This window comes from Bacillus sp. JJ783 (assembly GCF_036963225.1).
In the GTDB taxonomy this organism is placed as follows: Bacteria; Bacillota; Bacilli; order Bacillales; family Bacillaceae_G; genus Bacillus_A; species Bacillus_A cereus_U.
The window spans coordinates 1-14,832 of record NZ_JBALMG010000147.1; the positions used below are offsets into that span (position 1 = coordinate 1).

The following is a 14,832-nucleotide window of genomic DNA, read 5'->3' on the forward strand; positions in this document are numbered from 1 at the left end:
ATACAATATATAAACCAGCAATAACCACTTTCCTATTTACTTTCAATTTTTTTGAAATGAACTTTTGAAATCGATCCATCAAAAACGTGAGAATAAACGTAATTAATATTAAATTAATCATACTTTTTAATCCATACAATACAAGCACTAATATTATTAAAACGAGAAACCGTTGAAACCCTCTACTTCGAAAGAAATTTTTCACTTCATTCATTAAAAATTAACCTCCCCCTTCAATGGATGGAAATTGAATATATTACATTTTATGAACTTCTATAGACAATCTTTCTTACTAATTAGGAAGAATCCTTTTTTTCTTTTCTAATGTCGGATTTTTCATCTAATACTTTTCTAAAAACTATTTTTCAACTCTATATTTTAGGAGAACGTCTATTTTTAGACTGTTGCTCCTTAGTAGATTTTTCATATTGAAAAAAGAGAGTTATCTATTACTTAACTCTCTCTAGAAAAATGCTAAATGAAAAGCTTAATTATTTCAATCTAATCATTTCTTTTTTGCATTTGCTTCGCTAACAATTCCTTCACTTGGTTTTACGTTAAACCTGAATTTTTGTTTAAACGCTTTACTTCCTCGACATCAGTACCTACCACTGTATATTTTTTCTCATCACTCATATTTCCACTTCCTTTTTCACCAGATCATTTCTTATATTTCTTCCCTAAACTCTTATAAATTAACACAAATAAGCTGTACTAAATTAAATAGCTAAAGGGAGTTTAGTTGCATAAGAGGAATAGATAAAAAAATGTCGAATTTATTTATTTGTTGAAATTGAGGACTTGGAGGATACATTTTGAAGAAATATGAGTTTAAAAATAACATTCCAACATTGGAAGAGTACAAATATTTGTGCGAGTCTGTTGGATGGACTAATTATATGAATTTTGAAGTGGTGGGAACATCACTGAAGAATTCTATCCACTGCATCACAGTCAAGGATAATGAACAAATTGTGGGCATGGGGAGAATTGTTGGTGATGGGGCTATCTATTTCTATATTCAAGATATAGTGGTTCATCCAGATTATCAGAAAAATGGTATTGGGAAAAAAATAATGCATATCTTGGTTGAATACTTAAATCAGAATGCCCCTGATAAGGCGTTTGTCGGTTTGTTTGCATCGCAAGGTAAAGAATCTTTCTATGAAAAATATGATTTTAAAGATTACTCACCAAACATGACGGGGATGTTTACTGTCATTTCAAAAAAATAAAGTGAAACTTTAATCAGTGGGACTGCATTCAAATAGTGGGATAAACACAATAGATTTTTTATTTTAAGTCATCAATCCATATTTAAAAATTTGTTCCTATAACAACTTTTTCATTATTATGCTAAAGGACAGCCCATATTATAATATGGGCTGTCCTTTAAATTTGATAAGTATGTAACAAATCCCTTCTTGTTACACATTGAATTTCTTAATAAAATTTCACTACATCTTCAGTAGGTAAGAATGTTCTTTCTCCCGGCTGTTCATTTGGTTCACCAAACGGCATTTGTCCTACTAAGCTCCACTCTGCTGGAATGTTCCAATTTGCTTTCACTTCAGCATCTACGATTGGATTGTAATGTTGTAATGACGCTCCAATTCCTTCAGCTGATAATAGCATCCATACAGTATGTTGTAACATTGCATTTCCTTGATGAGACCAGAATGGGAACTGATCTTTATATAATGGTGCATTTTCTTGCATTTTTTCTACCGTTGTTTGATCTTCAAAGAATAGAACTGTACCTACACCTGCATGGAAACCTTTTAGTCTTTCTACAGTCGCTTCAAAGTTTTCTGCTGGCACGCGTGATCTAAGTGTTTCTTTTACGATATCCCAAAACTTTTCATGCTCTCCATCCATTAATACAACCATACGGCCACTTTGCATATTGAAAGAAGTCGGTGCATGTAAAGCTGTTTTTAAAACTTCTTCAATTCTTTCTTTCGTAATTGCATCGCTCTTTGTTACTTTACGAATTGAACGACGGTTCACAATTGCTTCTTTTAAGTTTGTTGTAGTTGCTGACATAGTAATTCCTCCAAATGTATGTTTTTTTTATTTAAACAAATCAATATGATTCTTTCATGCAAGACGAATTAACAATATCCATCCGTATTACATTTCATTCCCTCAAATGAATTTGTTTTATCTTTTTCAATTTCCTTATCAATTACTCTTTGTAACGTTTCTTTACTAGCAAGCCCTTGAATGACTTCATCACCAATCATGACAGTTGGTACCGCCATAATATTCGCTTCATCATATGCATGCTGAATTGCTTCTTGATGCTTTTCTTTATATTTACGAGTTACTAAAGCATCTTTAAATTCAGCTTCAGGAAGTCCTACTTCTACCGCCAGTTTTGTTAAAACATCAATATCCTCAATGTTTTGCTCTTCTTGGAAAAATGCTGTGAATACGCGGTGATGATACTCATTTCCTAGTCCACGTTCTTTCGCAAATTGACATCCTTCGAAAGCTAAATGTGTGTATGGATGCGGTGAAACACGTGGTAAGCGCATTTCAATTCCTAATTTTTTTGCAGTAGGAAGAATGAAAGCATCCCATGAACCTAACTTATCTGGTTCGTTCCAAGGATCTATTTTAGAATATGGACTTGGACGCAATTCAAATGGCATCCATTCGATTTCCACATCTTTCTCTTTCGCTACTTCATCTAATGGGCCTTTTGCTAAAAAGCAAAACGGGCATATAAAATCTGAGTATACTTTCATTTTTACAGTCATATCTTTTACACCTTACCTTCTTTTTATTTTTAGATGTAACTGAAATAGTTACAATTTTAAGAAAAAAATATGCATTCTCTTTTAGAGACTTGCGATTATCATATTATGCATTCATTTTTTGTTGTAAAGATTCAAATAACTGCCCCATCGTAATATTTCTCAAAACTTCTTCCATCGCAGATTGAGCTTGAATTAAAATAACTTCTAACACAGCTTGAATATTTGCTCCAATTGGACAATCTGGATTTGGTTGTTCATGAATGTTAAATAGTTTGTCTTCTTCTACTACATTCACTGCATGATACACATCTAACAATGTGATTTCATGTAAATCCTTTAATAATCCCGCACCACCTGGCCCACGATTTACGTAAACAAATCCAGCTTGTTTCAAGTAAGACATTATTTTACGAATTACTACCGGATTTGTATTTACACTTTCGGCCATATAGTCTGAAGTGCAAACTGAAGATGGATTATTTTTCAAAATAGATAACATATGAACAGCTATAGAAAAGCGGCTACTAATTTTCATCGTGATCACCACCTCGATGTAATCATTATAGTTACAACGAAAAGATAAGTCAATCTTTTTTACAGATTTTTTAAAGCAAATAAAAAAGGTGTCTCATTACATTATATGAGACATCCCTTCTTATTCTGCAAACAACTCTTGGAATTCTTCAATAAATAGCTGTACAGCGAGTGAAGAATCCTTTAATGAAGGAACAGCTAAAGCAATTTCTCTCCATACTTGCGGTTCCAATTCTCTCGTTTGTATATTCTTTGGTAAACTCGTCAAAGATAACTCAGCCAAAATTGCGAGTCCTAATCCTTCTTGAATCATATTTAAAGCTGTTGTAACTGTTGAAATTATATATTCGGCCCGAAGTGGTACGTTCGCTTGTTTAAACATATCGATAATGGGTGGTTCGTACCCACCCTTACATAATATGATCGGTTCATTCTCTAAATCATCTATTGTAATAGAATCTTTCTTACAAAGAGGATGATCCTCTCTTAAGACAACAACCATTTTTCCCTTCGTTAAGGGCACAATTTCCATATCTTTATTAGGTAAAATAACAATTCCGATATCAATTACTCGTGATACTAGCCAATCTTCTACTTCTTTAAGTGTACCCTCGCAAAGAACTAATTCTAAATTCGGATACTTTTCACGAAATATATTAATCATTTTGGGTAAAAAATATGCCGAGGCACTCGGAAAACTCCCGATTCGAATTGTTCCGACTTCATGCCCTTTCTCCATCGCCACTTCTTGTTCAATCTTCTCAACGCCGTTTAAGATTTCTCTAATATGTACAAGAATTCTATTTCCAACATCCGTAACAATTAGCCCTTTTCGTTTATCGCGTATAAGAATGGTAACTCCTAACTCTGACTCAATACTTGAAATCGCATGACTTACAGCTGGCTGTGTCATATTTAACACCCTAGCAGCCTTCGTAAAACTACCTAACTCAACAGTTTTTATTAATACTTGCAGTTGTGTAATGGTCATAACTAATCACTTATACTCCTTATAAAAAAGATTCATTTTATTTATCATAGTCGATATCATATCATAGTGAAATGAATAACAACAAGGAGGTCTTGCAGTGACACAGCTTTCTCGAACTAAGACGGCCATAATTCTTACCTTTCTCGTTATTATGTGGGGAATTAATTGGCCGTTATCAAAATTCGCTTTGCATTACACACCACCCGTACTCTTTGCAGGGATTAGAACATTAATAGGAGGATTTATCCTACTTATTTTCGCATTACCGAAATACAAACAGTTAAATTTAAAGGAAACTTGGCATCTATACTTTATTTCATCTTTACTCAATATTATTTTATTTTACGGATTACAAACTGTCGGACTTCAATACATGCCCGCCGGACTATTCTCCGCAATCGTATTTCTCCAACCCGTCTTACTTGGCATTTTCTCATGGATTTGGCTTGAAGAGGCAATGTATGGCTTGAAAATTTTCGGACTTATTCTTGGATTTATTGGTGTAGGGGTTATTAGTTCTAGTAGTTTAACTGGACATATTTCTATTATCGGTGTTCTACTTGCTTTAGGCTGTGCTATCGGCTGGGCACTCGGCACAGTATTTATTAAGAAAACTGGACACCGCGTTAATGCCATTTGGATGGTAACACTTCAGCTTATTATTGGCGGACTTTGCTTAATCGGATTCGGTTCAGAATTTGAAAGCTGGTCTAACATCGCTTGGAGTATACCATTTGTAAGTGTACTACTATTCATCTCAGTCTTTGTTATTGCAATGGGATGGCTCGCTTACTTTACACTTGTAGGAGCTGGTGAGGCAAGTAAAGTGGGGGCTTATACGTTCCTTATCCCTCTTATCGCTATTATTGTAAGCTCTATTTTCTTACATGAGGCCATTACAATTAGCTTATTCATCGGACTTTTATTTATTATCGTAAGCATTTGTTTTGTAAATATAAAGCCGAAAGCACTTGCTGTAGGGCAGCAAGTTGAAGTGAAATAAATATGAGAAAGAGCCTACTGCTTGTAGGCTCTTTCTTTTTTACCATTTTATGAGTACAGTCACTTATAATCTTGACAAAAGGAAAATTTTTCTTTTTTATTGTATGATGATAATTAAGTAGTAAAAATATTATCTCTAATACACATGGATGGACTAACCATTCTAATCATAAGGGGGAATTATATGGTTTTACAGTATAAAGAATTTGGAGATTCAAGCTCTCCACTTATGGTTTTTATTCATGGGGGTGGAGTCAGTGGATGGATGTGGGACAAACAAATTAAACATTTTACTAACTTTCACTGCCTTGTTCCTGATTTACCTGAACAAGGGAAAAATAGCAACAAGGAACATTTTTCAATTAACTTTAGTGCTGAAAAAATCATTGAATTAATTAAAGAAAAAGGACAAGGTAAAACTGTTATAGTAATCGGCTTTTCGTTAGGTGCTCAAGTATTAATTGCAATGCTCAGCATGAAATGAAACCAAACTTAATTCAATACGCTATGATAAATAGCGCATTAGTTAAACCAATTCCTTTCGCTAAAACATTAATAAGATCCCTTGGCTTAACCTACCCACTTATAAAGAGTAAGTCGTTTTCCAAAATACAAGCAAAATCAATGTACATAGATGAAAAAAACTTTGATAACTATTATCATGACAGTTGTCAAATAAGTAAAAATACATTTGTGAAGATATTAGAAGAAAATATGTCGTTTACAATACCACAAGGCTTCGAGAATGCTAATAGCAACATATTAGTAACGGTTGGAGAAAAAGAAAAAAATATCATGAAAAAATCGATGACTGAAATCCTTGAAGGCAATCCTAATTGCACAGGTATTATTATTCCTAAAGTCGGTCATGGAATCTCTTTAGCGAATCCCAAACTATTTAATACTTTAATTGAAAACTGGCTCGAACATGATAACCTACCCGAGGAAGTAATGACAGTCAATTGAGTTCCTTCTCTTAATAAACCATGTTGTATTTGTAGCTCTAATCCCCCCTCGAAGCTACTTAATCTCAAAATTTTATTAACAAAGGTCTCATTACTTTCAATGAGACCTTTCAATGTTCCCTACTTTTTACGACGTACTACAAAAATACACGTACATACCGACGATACAATCGCCAAAATAGATAAGACAATTGCTATTGTTTGCATATTACTTGTACCTTCATTTTTTTCCACACTAGATACTTCACCATGTTCTCCTGTTAATGATGTACCTTTTGCAATCGTAGTAAGTGAATGCGGCTTCTCAGCTTTCTCATCGCCTGTCCATTCAATAATTTCTCCATCTTTATATTGTTGATATGCATTCCAAGCTATTTGTTGCTCTTTATCTGGATTTTTAGCAACGAAAGTAAATCGTTGGAACTGGCCAGGTAAAATCCCTTCTCCTGTTGCTTCCCATATTACAGTTTTAACTTTTCCAGCTGCATCTTTTTGTTCTTCCACTTTCCACCCTGGCACTGGCTCGTACTGTTGAAACTCAACTCCAGATGGTATTTTTAGTGTGACTTTTGTTGTTGCCATATTCTTTTCAACAGGTACCTTTATTGTATACGTCTCCCAAGAGCTAACGTCAGACGTTGCTGGTTTTACAGTCACATGAGCACTTACAGGTAACGAAAAAATTCCCATTGCAATTATTGTCACTATCATTGTTGTTCCTAATTTTTTTATACGTTTCATTTTCTTATAACTCCTTTTCCTCTGTAACTTCTCTTTATCTGCCACCTACAATAAATTTATAATCTATATCGAAACTATCAAGGAATTTTGTTAACCCATGAACATGTATATTCCAGTTTCCTGTCATGTTAATATACATTCCTTCCGCTTCATATTCTCCCGGTGACACTGCCGAAACTTTAAATGAACCTTTGCCCATATTCATATCTAAAGATTGAGTCGTCAATACAATTTGTTCCATATCAGTAACAGGCTGTCCATTCTCATCCTTCAAAGTAATATGAAATGTATTCTGTCCTACCTTATTAGGACTTACATGTAAAGTAAGTTCATATCCATTATCTAATTGTTTACTCTCTGTAAAAGGTCCCGTAGGAGGCATCGGCGGCGTTTGTACATTTGTCATAAACGCTACGATTACAAAAACGATAATTCCAATGATAAACTCTACTTTCACCGTAGCTCCTAACCTTTGCTGCGCTCGCATTCTCCCTTTCACATAATGAATAATTCCCAATATCCCCATACACACGAATAAAAGTATCTTTGCTAATAAGGCCAATCCATACTTCGTATCAAATAGGGAATGGATCGTGGGAATAAAAAATGTACTGTTAAAAAGACCCGTTAATAAAATCACTATGACAGCACCTGTTGCCCACGGTGAAAAACGCTTAATCGCATCCCAATACATAGTCCACTTGTCATCCGCTTTACGTAAAAGAAGAACAATCGATGATAGCCCCCCAATCCATAACGAAGCTGCGAATAAATGTAGAAAGTCCATAACGACAGCAATTTCTTTAAACTTTAATCCATATGCATGACTATTGAAGGCTTTCATAACAAGTAACCCAATAAATAATACAATTGGAATGCTCCATACTTTAAAAGATGAAAGCTTTTCACGCTTCACCGCAAAATATGTAACAATTATAAGCGTACTAATAAGAGCCATTTGAGTTATCCATACATAACCAAAAACAGATAGCTGTAATGTTTCTTTTAATAATATAGGATCGAATGCTTCTAACCATGAAACATCAGCATTTATTTTCGCCTGCAATGGTAGATTGAATAGTAAACTAATAAATATCCCAAATAATGATATCCATATTATTCTCTTACTCCTTGATTGAACTGGGGTTGCATTCCCTTTATACATAATAAGATTAAAGAATAGAACTCCTAAAAATAGTGAGAAACTTGTATATAGAACCTCACGTTCCATGATCATATCGATTTGCGGAACATAGCCCATCTCTTCTACTTGTATATCGTCTGTTCCCGCTTCTGCTAATCCAATCCGGAATGGAATAACTCCTTGAATCGGATGCCCGTCAGCTGAAATAGCTTTCCACTGAATAGAGTAAAGACCATTTTTGAGATTCTCTTTTAACCCAGCTTCTAATAATTTTTTGTTTTTCTTATCAATATGAGCATCTTTTAAATCTACTCTTTTACCTGAGGTATCTCTTACGAACAATGTATTAAAACTTGAAACTTGTATGTCCTCATCGAATTCAATTTTCACAATAGATGGTGCTTTTTTCAACGTTTCATTTTCAGTAGGGTTTGATTTCACAACATACGCATGAGCAGATGTGCTTTTTGGTATCAATATGATAAACACGCACGCTATTAATAGCCATGCCCCTAACCTTCGCATTACTTTCACAATCATTTCACTTCTTTCTTTTTCGTCACTACACTTTCATTACTTTTTACTTCCCAAGTTTTATTTCTTGATAAAATATTAACCTGATTAAGTATAAGGATCTATTTATTATCACTCTCTATTTATTCCTCACCTCTATACTTCCAATATAATAGTAGCTACCTTCATAGATATTACTAATATTTTTAAAGTTGATTATCATTATAGCATAAAATATATTTATGTAAGTTTCTAAAGAAGAAAAGTTATCGTGAATCATTTGTGAAAAAAATGTGAAATAAACTCCCATATAAAGAGAAATACACAAATTAAAAAGGTGTTACGTTATTACGTAACACCTTTTCTCAAGGATAAACTTCCTTTACTTCTCTTCCGGATAATCACAATACTCAATGATTGTTCCCTCTGTATCCGCTGGGTTAAGATAAATTAATCGTCTACCATGTTTATTAATTCGAAGGGTATGCTCTAACGTTCGAATGCCTTGTTCCTTTAATTCTTCTAAAGCTACATCTAAATCATCTACACGATACGCAACATGATGGACACCTTTCCCTTTTTGCTTTATAAATCGTGCTATTGGAGAAGTTGTATTATTCGTTGGCGCAAGTAATTCGATTCTATCACCATCAACTTCAAGAATAGCTACTTCGCTTTCAACACCGGGTGCTTCACTTACGTATCGATCTATTAAAGTTCCTGATAAAACCTTTTTATAAAAATGTATCGTACTATCTATATCACGAACTGCGATGCCGATATGATCAATTGTTTTTTTCATTTCATTTCCCCTACTACTTTATTTTTTCTCATTATTAATAGTAACAAAAAAAGTTATAGAATCAAATTCTATAACTTTTTAAATTTAACCTATTTTCTTATTCGCACTAGCTGCTGGTTGAACTTGATTTTTCGCTTTTAAAATGCTAATGCCATATCCGATAAATCCACCGATAATCGCTGGGAAGATCCAGCCTAATCCTACTTCCTGCATCGGAAGGAATTTAGTGAACACACGGCTTACTACTTCAATGTTAACTCCAGCTGCACTTAATCCATCAAATAAGCTGATGATAAACGTTACGATTAAACTCACTTGATAAACTTCAGCTCTTCCTTTGAATAATGAGTGGAAGAATGTTAAGAAAATCAACACGATTGCTAGTGGATAAATTGCTGTTAATACTGGAACAGAAACTGCGATTAATTGCGTTAATCCAACATTTGCAACAATAGCACTAAACACACATAACGTAATTGCAATTGCTTTGTAAGGAACATTTGGAAATAACTTATGGAAGAATGAAGAGCATGCTGATACAAGTCCCACACTTGTTGTTAAACAAGCAACTGTAATCATTAACCCTAATAATACTCCGCCATATGATCCGAAATAGTAGTTAGAAACTTTTGCTAATACTTCTCCGCCGTTTTCTAAATGTCCAAGCTTCGCAACGCTTGAAGCTCCCATATAAGAAAGAGCTGTATAAATAATTGCTAAAATAGATGCAGCGATCAGTGTTGCTTTTGCACAAACAACCATAATTTGTGTTTTCGTTTTCGCACCTTTTTCTTTAATTGCATTAATGATGATGATTCCGAATACGAATGATGCAAGCGTGTCCATCGTTAAGTATCCTTCTTGGAATCCTTTAAAGAATGCATGTGATGTATAAGCTTCCACTGGTGCTTGCATATCTCCAATCGGATGAATAAAAGCAACGATTACTAAAATACCGATGAATGTCAATTTAATTGGCGTTAATATTTTTCCAACAATATCGACAATTTTCGCAGGATTTAGCGAAAAAAAACAAGTGATGCTAAAGAATATAATTGTGAAAAGAATTAAAGGTGTAGAACCTAATCCCTCTGGCATAAAAGGCTTAAGACCAATTTCATAAGAAACATTTCCTGTTCTTGGTATTGCAAATAACGGACCGATTGCTAAGTATAAAACTGTTGTAAACACAATCCCAAACACTGGGTGAGCACGACTTGCTAATGACTGTAAATCATCTTTACCTGAAAAACCAAATGCTAATACACCTAGTAATGGTAAACCTACTCCTGTTACTAAAAATCCAGCGTTAGCAATCCATACATTCTCTCCTGCCGATTGACCAAGCATCGCTGGGAATATTAAATTTCCCGCTCCAAAAAATAGTGCAAATAACATTAATCCGATAACTACTATAAACGAAAATGGTACTTTATTCGCCATAATATAACCCCCATTCAAATTTCCTTATCTCATTTTCCAATTTTAACTAATTGAATTTTCTGAATATTTAATTTAAGTATCAACTATTCTTGAACTTATTATAGTTTGATATATAATATTTTGCAATACTATTTTCAAACTTTTCTTTTATTTTATAAATATACATTTTTTAACATAGGGAATAGACTAAAAAACCAACATGGTCATCCATGTTGGTTTTTACATTTACTATCATTATTTAAAATTTCGCCGCTACTTTCTTAACGTTCTCTAAACCTTCTTCAACAATTTGCTGTGAGCGATCTGGATATTGATTGTGTCCTTCAATTACAACTGTCTCTGGATTGGTAATTCCCCAGAACCCAAGTACGTTTGTAACGTAATTAACAGCCATTTCCATAGGAGCCATTTGTTCAGAAGAGTAATCTGAACCACGAGCGCCTAAAACAACTACTTTCTTATCACCAGCTAAACCTTCTGGACCGTTCGCTGTATATTTAAACGTTTTTCCAGCTTGAGAAAGATATGAAATATACGTAATTAATGGTGCTGGTACTGTAAAGTTCCATAATGGGAACGCAAATACAACCTTTTCAGCCTCTAAAAATTGATTTAAATATTTATCTACTGTAGCAACTGCCTTCTCTTCTTCAGCTGTTATCTCCATTCCTTGACTAGGTTTATATCCACCTGAAATAGCGATATTTCCGTAATACGGAAGATCTAATGCAAATAAATCTAACTCCGTAATTTCTGTATTCGGATTTGCTTCCTTATAAGCACTTACAAATGTTTCATACATTTTTGAACTAATTGCTTGCTCCGCTGGACGATCGTTCGCTTTTACAAATAATACTTTTGACATAGTTTTATTCTCCTCTACTTTTGTATTTTCTTCTTTTTTACCAAATAATGAGCTAAATAATCCCATTCTCTTCACCTAAACTTTCTTATCATATTCATTATTCATCAGCATTAAAAATCTTATTCTAAGAAAAGGTTTCATCATGTCCTGCTGAAACTATCTCATTTAAATACATTATTTAAACCGAAGTTTTAACTTTTATTTATTTAATTACCTTATGTAAGTGAGTATAGTATAACTACTTACTTTAGTCAAGTAACTTTTTAAAAAGCAAAAAATCTCGAATTAAAAATAATAAAGAAATATATTTCCTCAGTCAAAATGATAAATTCAAAAACACATAAGTGAAATACCTTGTATAATACAACTAGAGAGGGAAATTCATCTATAGCGAGGATTTATTAATGAGTACTTTAGAAAAGATTCAAACCTTTATCATTCTTGCAGCTGTTATATTCGGGGTTACATTAGGACAATTTAATATAATACATATGTATTCAGAAAAATTTATTGTCCCCTTCTTATTTTTAATGCTTTATGGATTATTCCTCAGCATCCCCTTAAAGGATATAAAAAACGGATTCCGCAACTTAAAATTCGCTGGAACAAGCCTAGGTATTAACTTTATATGGACACCTTTTCTCGCTTGGGGATTAGGTGCGTTATTTCTTTCAGATCACCCAGTACTTTGGGTTGGCTTTATTATGTTAATGGTTACTCCGTGTACAGATTGGTATTTAATTTTCACAGAGATCGCAAAAGGTAACGTCGCATTATCTACATCAATTCTACCGGTAAATTTAATTTTACAAGTATTATTGCTACCAATTTATTTGTTTTTATTTGCTGGTGTAATGAAAGCAGTAGAAATTTCTATTTTAGTAGAAAGTATTGTTATTGTACTTGTTTTACCATTTTTACTTGCACACGCTACAAAATTCATTATGCATAAAATGAAAAAAGCTGAAACACTTGAGAATAAACTCATTCCGTTTTTCAGCTCTGCTCAAATTATATTTTTAAGTTTAGCAATATTAGCGATGTTTGCCTCACAAGGTAAGTATTTATTACAAAATATGAATGTTGTTTTATTGTTACTTATACCAGTCTTACTGTTCTTCATGATTAACTTTATACTAGGACAGTTTATAGGACGTATGATGCATTTATCCTATGAAGACACCGTAAGCCTAAGCTTAACAACATTAGCGAGAAACTCGCCTGTTGCACTCGCAATTGCTGTGACTGCTTTTCCAGACGAACCTCTTATTGCACTTGCCTTGGTCATTGGGCCGTTAATTGAATTACCTGTGCTTGCTAGCATTTCGCAAGTGTTGCTGCTTATTAAGAAAAAAAAGCAATATACATAATAAAAAACGTCCCACTGCGGGACGTTTTTTTATTGTCGAGAAATTATAGAATTAACGATACTTATCGTCTCTTACTCATTAATAAAAATGATATAATAAAAGATTAACTTTTCGTTACATTAACAGAGCCTTTCTAATTAAAAATTATAGGAAAAGTAAATATAACGAAAGCTGCCCAAAATCCGTATACCGGCAAATACTTAGTAACGGCATCTTGGATAGTTGAAGGTCCGGATTTGTTTTGTAGAAAACGCATATAGGAGAGCATAATCCAAATTAGATTTGCCCAGATAAGTATGTTTACTCCTAAAGCAGCAAGTCTATTAGGCGTAATCCCATAAGAAGAAAGTCTGAACACGATTGCTGACAAAGCCACACTGTCAATGATAAGTGCAAGAACAATTAAGGCAAAATTTATATAATCTGAAATGTTCTTTTTCTCGTCTGAGTCGCTCTCGATAATGGAAAATATGGTAACGGCCAATACACCAAGGAGTATTCCGTTGAAGACTATCAGGAAATTGCGGTCCAAGAATGGATTTTTTCCGACCCATATAACCGTTATTAGATAGAGCAACAATGTGATCAGGACAAGTGGACTAAAAATTTTAGCTATATATGGTGTAATATTCTTAGCAAGTTTCAGATTCATTGATACCAGGTATGCAGCCACAATAGCAAGAGCGGCAGCACCAAATAAAACAACATTACTAAAATAGAAGTCTTCTATATTCAAGTCAACAAACCTAAATAACTGCATGGTTAATGCTGCTAGTACCATTCCGCTAACTGCCATGCTGGCGTAGAGAATACAATATTCCAAATTAAATTTAATATAGGCTAATCTTGTACTGCCTTTTGAATATTCATTCCCTGTAAATGCAAGCCCTACCAATACCCATAAGAATATGGGAAAGTGTAAATAAGCAAGGATAATACTGTCTTTATAATTTAATGGCAGCATATTAAGATAAAACCCGGAAATTAGGAACAACGCTGCAAGAAAATAAATAATACTTTTTTTCGGAGTATTATTGTAAACAAAATAGGCAGCAATAAAGGGAATTATACCAAAAGCCAGGTTAATCGGAGCAATTGCTTCCTGTTCGACAAAATGGAAAATGATTCTGGTGCTTATCCCGGCCAGAATAGCTAAAATGCCCATGAATAAGAAACCTTTTTGAAACAATGAAGATTTTTCTATATTTGCCGTCTCCTTGAAATGTAACCTTTCATACCAAGCACCTAGCACCTGAGAGTCAGGGTTTTGGGCCCATGCTTGTGAGAATGACTTTTTAAAAGCTTTCGGGTCTTTTCTATACATTCTCTCCAACTCATGAGGGTTATCCATATTTTCAATAATCAAATTGTTAATGTCCATATTTATACCTCCTCTAATTTTAAAAATAACGTTGTTACCTTTTCCATAAAAAGCACCACACTTATTTATTATGATTTTGATTTTAATATATATTTTATCGTTTTGCAATAAATTATTATTATTTTAGATAATATTTTTGTTGTGTATTTTCGTTCCAAGCAAAAACAAAAAGCATTCCTCATTCAAAGAAATGCTCTATAACTTTTTATAAACATCTGTGTAAGCTACTTTCAGTTGTGCTCTTCATTGCTTGTTTCCATTTTCTAATTTCTTATTTTTCCTTTATATAAAAGAAATGATCAAAATGATATAAACG

General features: G+C 33.6%; 13 protein-coding genes and 2 pseudogenes. 4 read left to right on the forward strand and 11 right to left on the reverse strand.

The features are described 5' to 3' along the window. Positions 1 to 214 (reverse strand): annotated as a pseudogene (locus V7038_RS25095) (AI-2E family transporter); the annotation flags it as partial. A gap of 601 nt (positions 215 to 815) precedes the next feature. On the opposite strand from V7038_RS25095, the gene V7038_RS25100 reads away from it, so the two are divergent. Then, positions 816 to 1,235: a GNAT family N-acetyltransferase gene (locus V7038_RS25100; protein ID WP_002202369.1), complete on the forward strand. Its 420-nt coding sequence runs from the start codon at positions 816 to 818 to the stop codon at positions 1,233 to 1,235. Positions 1,236 to 1,443: 208 nt separating this feature from the next. Here V7038_RS25100 and V7038_RS25105 read toward each other — a convergent pair whose 3' ends face one another. The 4 genes from V7038_RS25105 to V7038_RS25120 form a co-directional block, all read right to left on the reverse strand. Beyond that, positions 1,444 to 2,046 (reverse strand): nitroreductase family protein, encoded by a 603-nt coding sequence (locus tag V7038_RS25105; RefSeq protein WP_070128232.1) that lies wholly within the window; start codon positions 2,044 to 2,046, stop codon positions 1,444 to 1,446. Between the two features lie 68 nt (positions 2,047 to 2,114). Continuing rightward, positions 2,115 to 2,765, reverse strand: a complete 651-nt coding sequence (locus V7038_RS25110) for a DsbA family oxidoreductase (RefSeq protein ID WP_335695802.1) — start codon at positions 2,763 to 2,765, stop codon at positions 2,115 to 2,117. A gap of 103 nt (positions 2,766 to 2,868) precedes the next feature. Next, positions 2,869 to 3,300, reverse strand: a complete 432-nt coding sequence (locus tag V7038_RS25115; RefSeq protein WP_002202372.1) for an Rrf2 family transcriptional regulator — start codon at positions 3,298 to 3,300, stop codon at positions 2,869 to 2,871. A gap of 120 nt (positions 3,301 to 3,420) precedes the next feature. Continuing rightward, on the reverse strand, positions 3,421 to 4,290 hold the full coding sequence (locus V7038_RS25120) for a LysR family transcriptional regulator (protein ID WP_002202373.1): 870 nt from the start codon (positions 4,288 to 4,290) through the stop codon (positions 3,421 to 3,423). A gap of 97 nt (positions 4,291 to 4,387) precedes the next feature. Between V7038_RS25120 and V7038_RS25125 the strand changes: the two genes are divergently transcribed. Both V7038_RS25125 and V7038_RS25130 read left to right on the forward strand, forming a co-directional pair. Beyond that, positions 4,388 to 5,293, forward strand: a complete 906-nt coding sequence (locus V7038_RS25125) for a DMT family transporter (protein WP_002202374.1) — start codon at positions 4,388 to 4,390, stop codon at positions 5,291 to 5,293. A 183-nt stretch (positions 5,294 to 5,476) separates the two neighbouring features. After that, positions 5,477 to 6,258, forward strand: a pseudogene (locus tag V7038_RS25130) (alpha/beta fold hydrolase). Between the two features lie 119 nt (positions 6,259 to 6,377). Here the strand turns inward: V7038_RS25130 and V7038_RS25135 are convergent. The 5 genes from V7038_RS25135 to V7038_RS25155 all read right to left on the reverse strand — a co-directional run bounded on the left by V7038_RS25135 (position 6,378) and on the right by V7038_RS25155 (position 11,831). Then, the gene (locus V7038_RS25135) at positions 6,378 to 6,998 is read right to left on the reverse strand and encodes a YcnI family copper-binding membrane protein (protein ID WP_002202377.1); all 621 of its coding nucleotides are present in this window, start codon (positions 6,996 to 6,998) and stop codon (positions 6,378 to 6,380) included. A gap of 34 nt (positions 6,999 to 7,032) precedes the next feature. Beyond that, positions 7,033 to 8,682 carry a copper resistance CopC/CopD family protein gene (locus V7038_RS25140; RefSeq protein ID WP_070128228.1) on the reverse strand — a complete coding sequence of 550 codons (1,650 nt, stop codon included), beginning with the start codon at positions 8,680 to 8,682 and terminating at the stop codon, positions 7,033 to 7,035. A 355-nt stretch (positions 8,683 to 9,037) separates the two neighbouring features. After that, positions 9,038 to 9,457 carry a VOC family protein gene (locus tag V7038_RS25145; RefSeq protein WP_002202379.1) on the reverse strand — a complete coding sequence of 140 codons (420 nt, stop codon included), beginning with the start codon at positions 9,455 to 9,457 and terminating at the stop codon, positions 9,038 to 9,040. A gap of 84 nt (positions 9,458 to 9,541) precedes the next feature. Next, positions 9,542 to 10,900 carry a branched-chain amino acid transport system II carrier protein gene (brnQ, locus tag V7038_RS25150; protein WP_002158307.1) on the reverse strand — a complete coding sequence of 453 codons (1,359 nt, stop codon included), beginning with the start codon at positions 10,898 to 10,900 and terminating at the stop codon, positions 9,542 to 9,544. Between the two features lie 238 nt (positions 10,901 to 11,138). Beyond that, positions 11,139 to 11,831, reverse strand: coding sequence for an FMN-dependent NADH-azoreductase (locus V7038_RS25155; RefSeq protein ID WP_335695803.1), 693 nt, complete (start codon positions 11,829 to 11,831; stop codon positions 11,139 to 11,141). Positions 11,832 to 12,169: 338 nt separating this feature from the next. Between V7038_RS25155 and V7038_RS25160 the strand changes: the two genes are divergently transcribed. After that, the gene (locus tag V7038_RS25160) at positions 12,170 to 13,135 is read left to right on the forward strand and encodes an arsenic resistance protein (RefSeq protein WP_070128226.1); all 966 of its coding nucleotides are present in this window, start codon (positions 12,170 to 12,172) and stop codon (positions 13,133 to 13,135) included. Between the two features lie 133 nt (positions 13,136 to 13,268). On the opposite strand, the gene V7038_RS25165 is transcribed toward V7038_RS25160, so the two are convergent. Next, complete coding sequence (locus V7038_RS25165) at positions 13,269 to 14,516, reverse strand: DUF4153 domain-containing protein (protein ID WP_002202382.1); 1,248 nt, start codon at positions 14,514 to 14,516, stop codon at positions 13,269 to 13,271. Positions 14,517 to 14,832 lie beyond the last annotated feature (316 nt).

Excerpts from the sequence above, each read along its gene's own strand:
- brnQ (WP_002158307.1), bottom strand. The coding sequence starts at position 10,900 with ATGGCGAATAAAGTACCATTTTCGTTTATAGTAGTTATCGGATTAATG.
- V7038_RS25110 (WP_335695802.1), bottom strand. The coding sequence starts at position 2,765 with ATGACTGTAAAAATGAAAGTATACTCAGATTTTATATGCCCGTTTTGC.
- V7038_RS25155 (WP_335695803.1), bottom strand. The coding sequence starts at position 11,831 with ATGGGATTATTTAGCTCATTATTTGGTAAAAAAGAAGAAAATACAAAA.
- V7038_RS25160 (WP_070128226.1), top strand. The coding sequence starts at position 12,170 with ATGAGTACTTTAGAAAAGATTCAAACCTTTATCATTCTTGCAGCTGTT.
- V7038_RS25135 (WP_002202377.1), bottom strand. The coding sequence starts at position 6,998 with ATGAAACGTATAAAAAAATTAGGAACAACAATGATAGTGACAATAATT.
- V7038_RS25140 (WP_070128228.1), bottom strand. The coding sequence starts at position 8,682 with ATGATTGTGAAAGTAATGCGAAGGTTAGGGGCATGGCTATTAATAGCG.
- V7038_RS25165 (WP_002202382.1), bottom strand. The coding sequence starts at position 14,516 with ATGGACATTAACAATTTGATTATTGAAAATATGGATAACCCTCATGAG.
- V7038_RS25105 (WP_070128232.1), bottom strand. The coding sequence starts at position 2,046 with ATGTCAGCAACTACAACAAACTTAAAAGAAGCAATTGTGAACCGTCGT.
- V7038_RS25145 (WP_002202379.1), bottom strand. The coding sequence starts at position 9,457 with ATGAAAAAAACAATTGATCATATCGGCATCGCAGTTCGTGATATAGAT.
- V7038_RS25115 (WP_002202372.1), bottom strand. The coding sequence starts at position 3,300 with ATGAAAATTAGTAGCCGCTTTTCTATAGCTGTTCATATGTTATCTATT.
- V7038_RS25120 (WP_002202373.1), bottom strand. The coding sequence starts at position 4,290 with ATGACCATTACACAACTGCAAGTATTAATAAAAACTGTTGAGTTAGGT.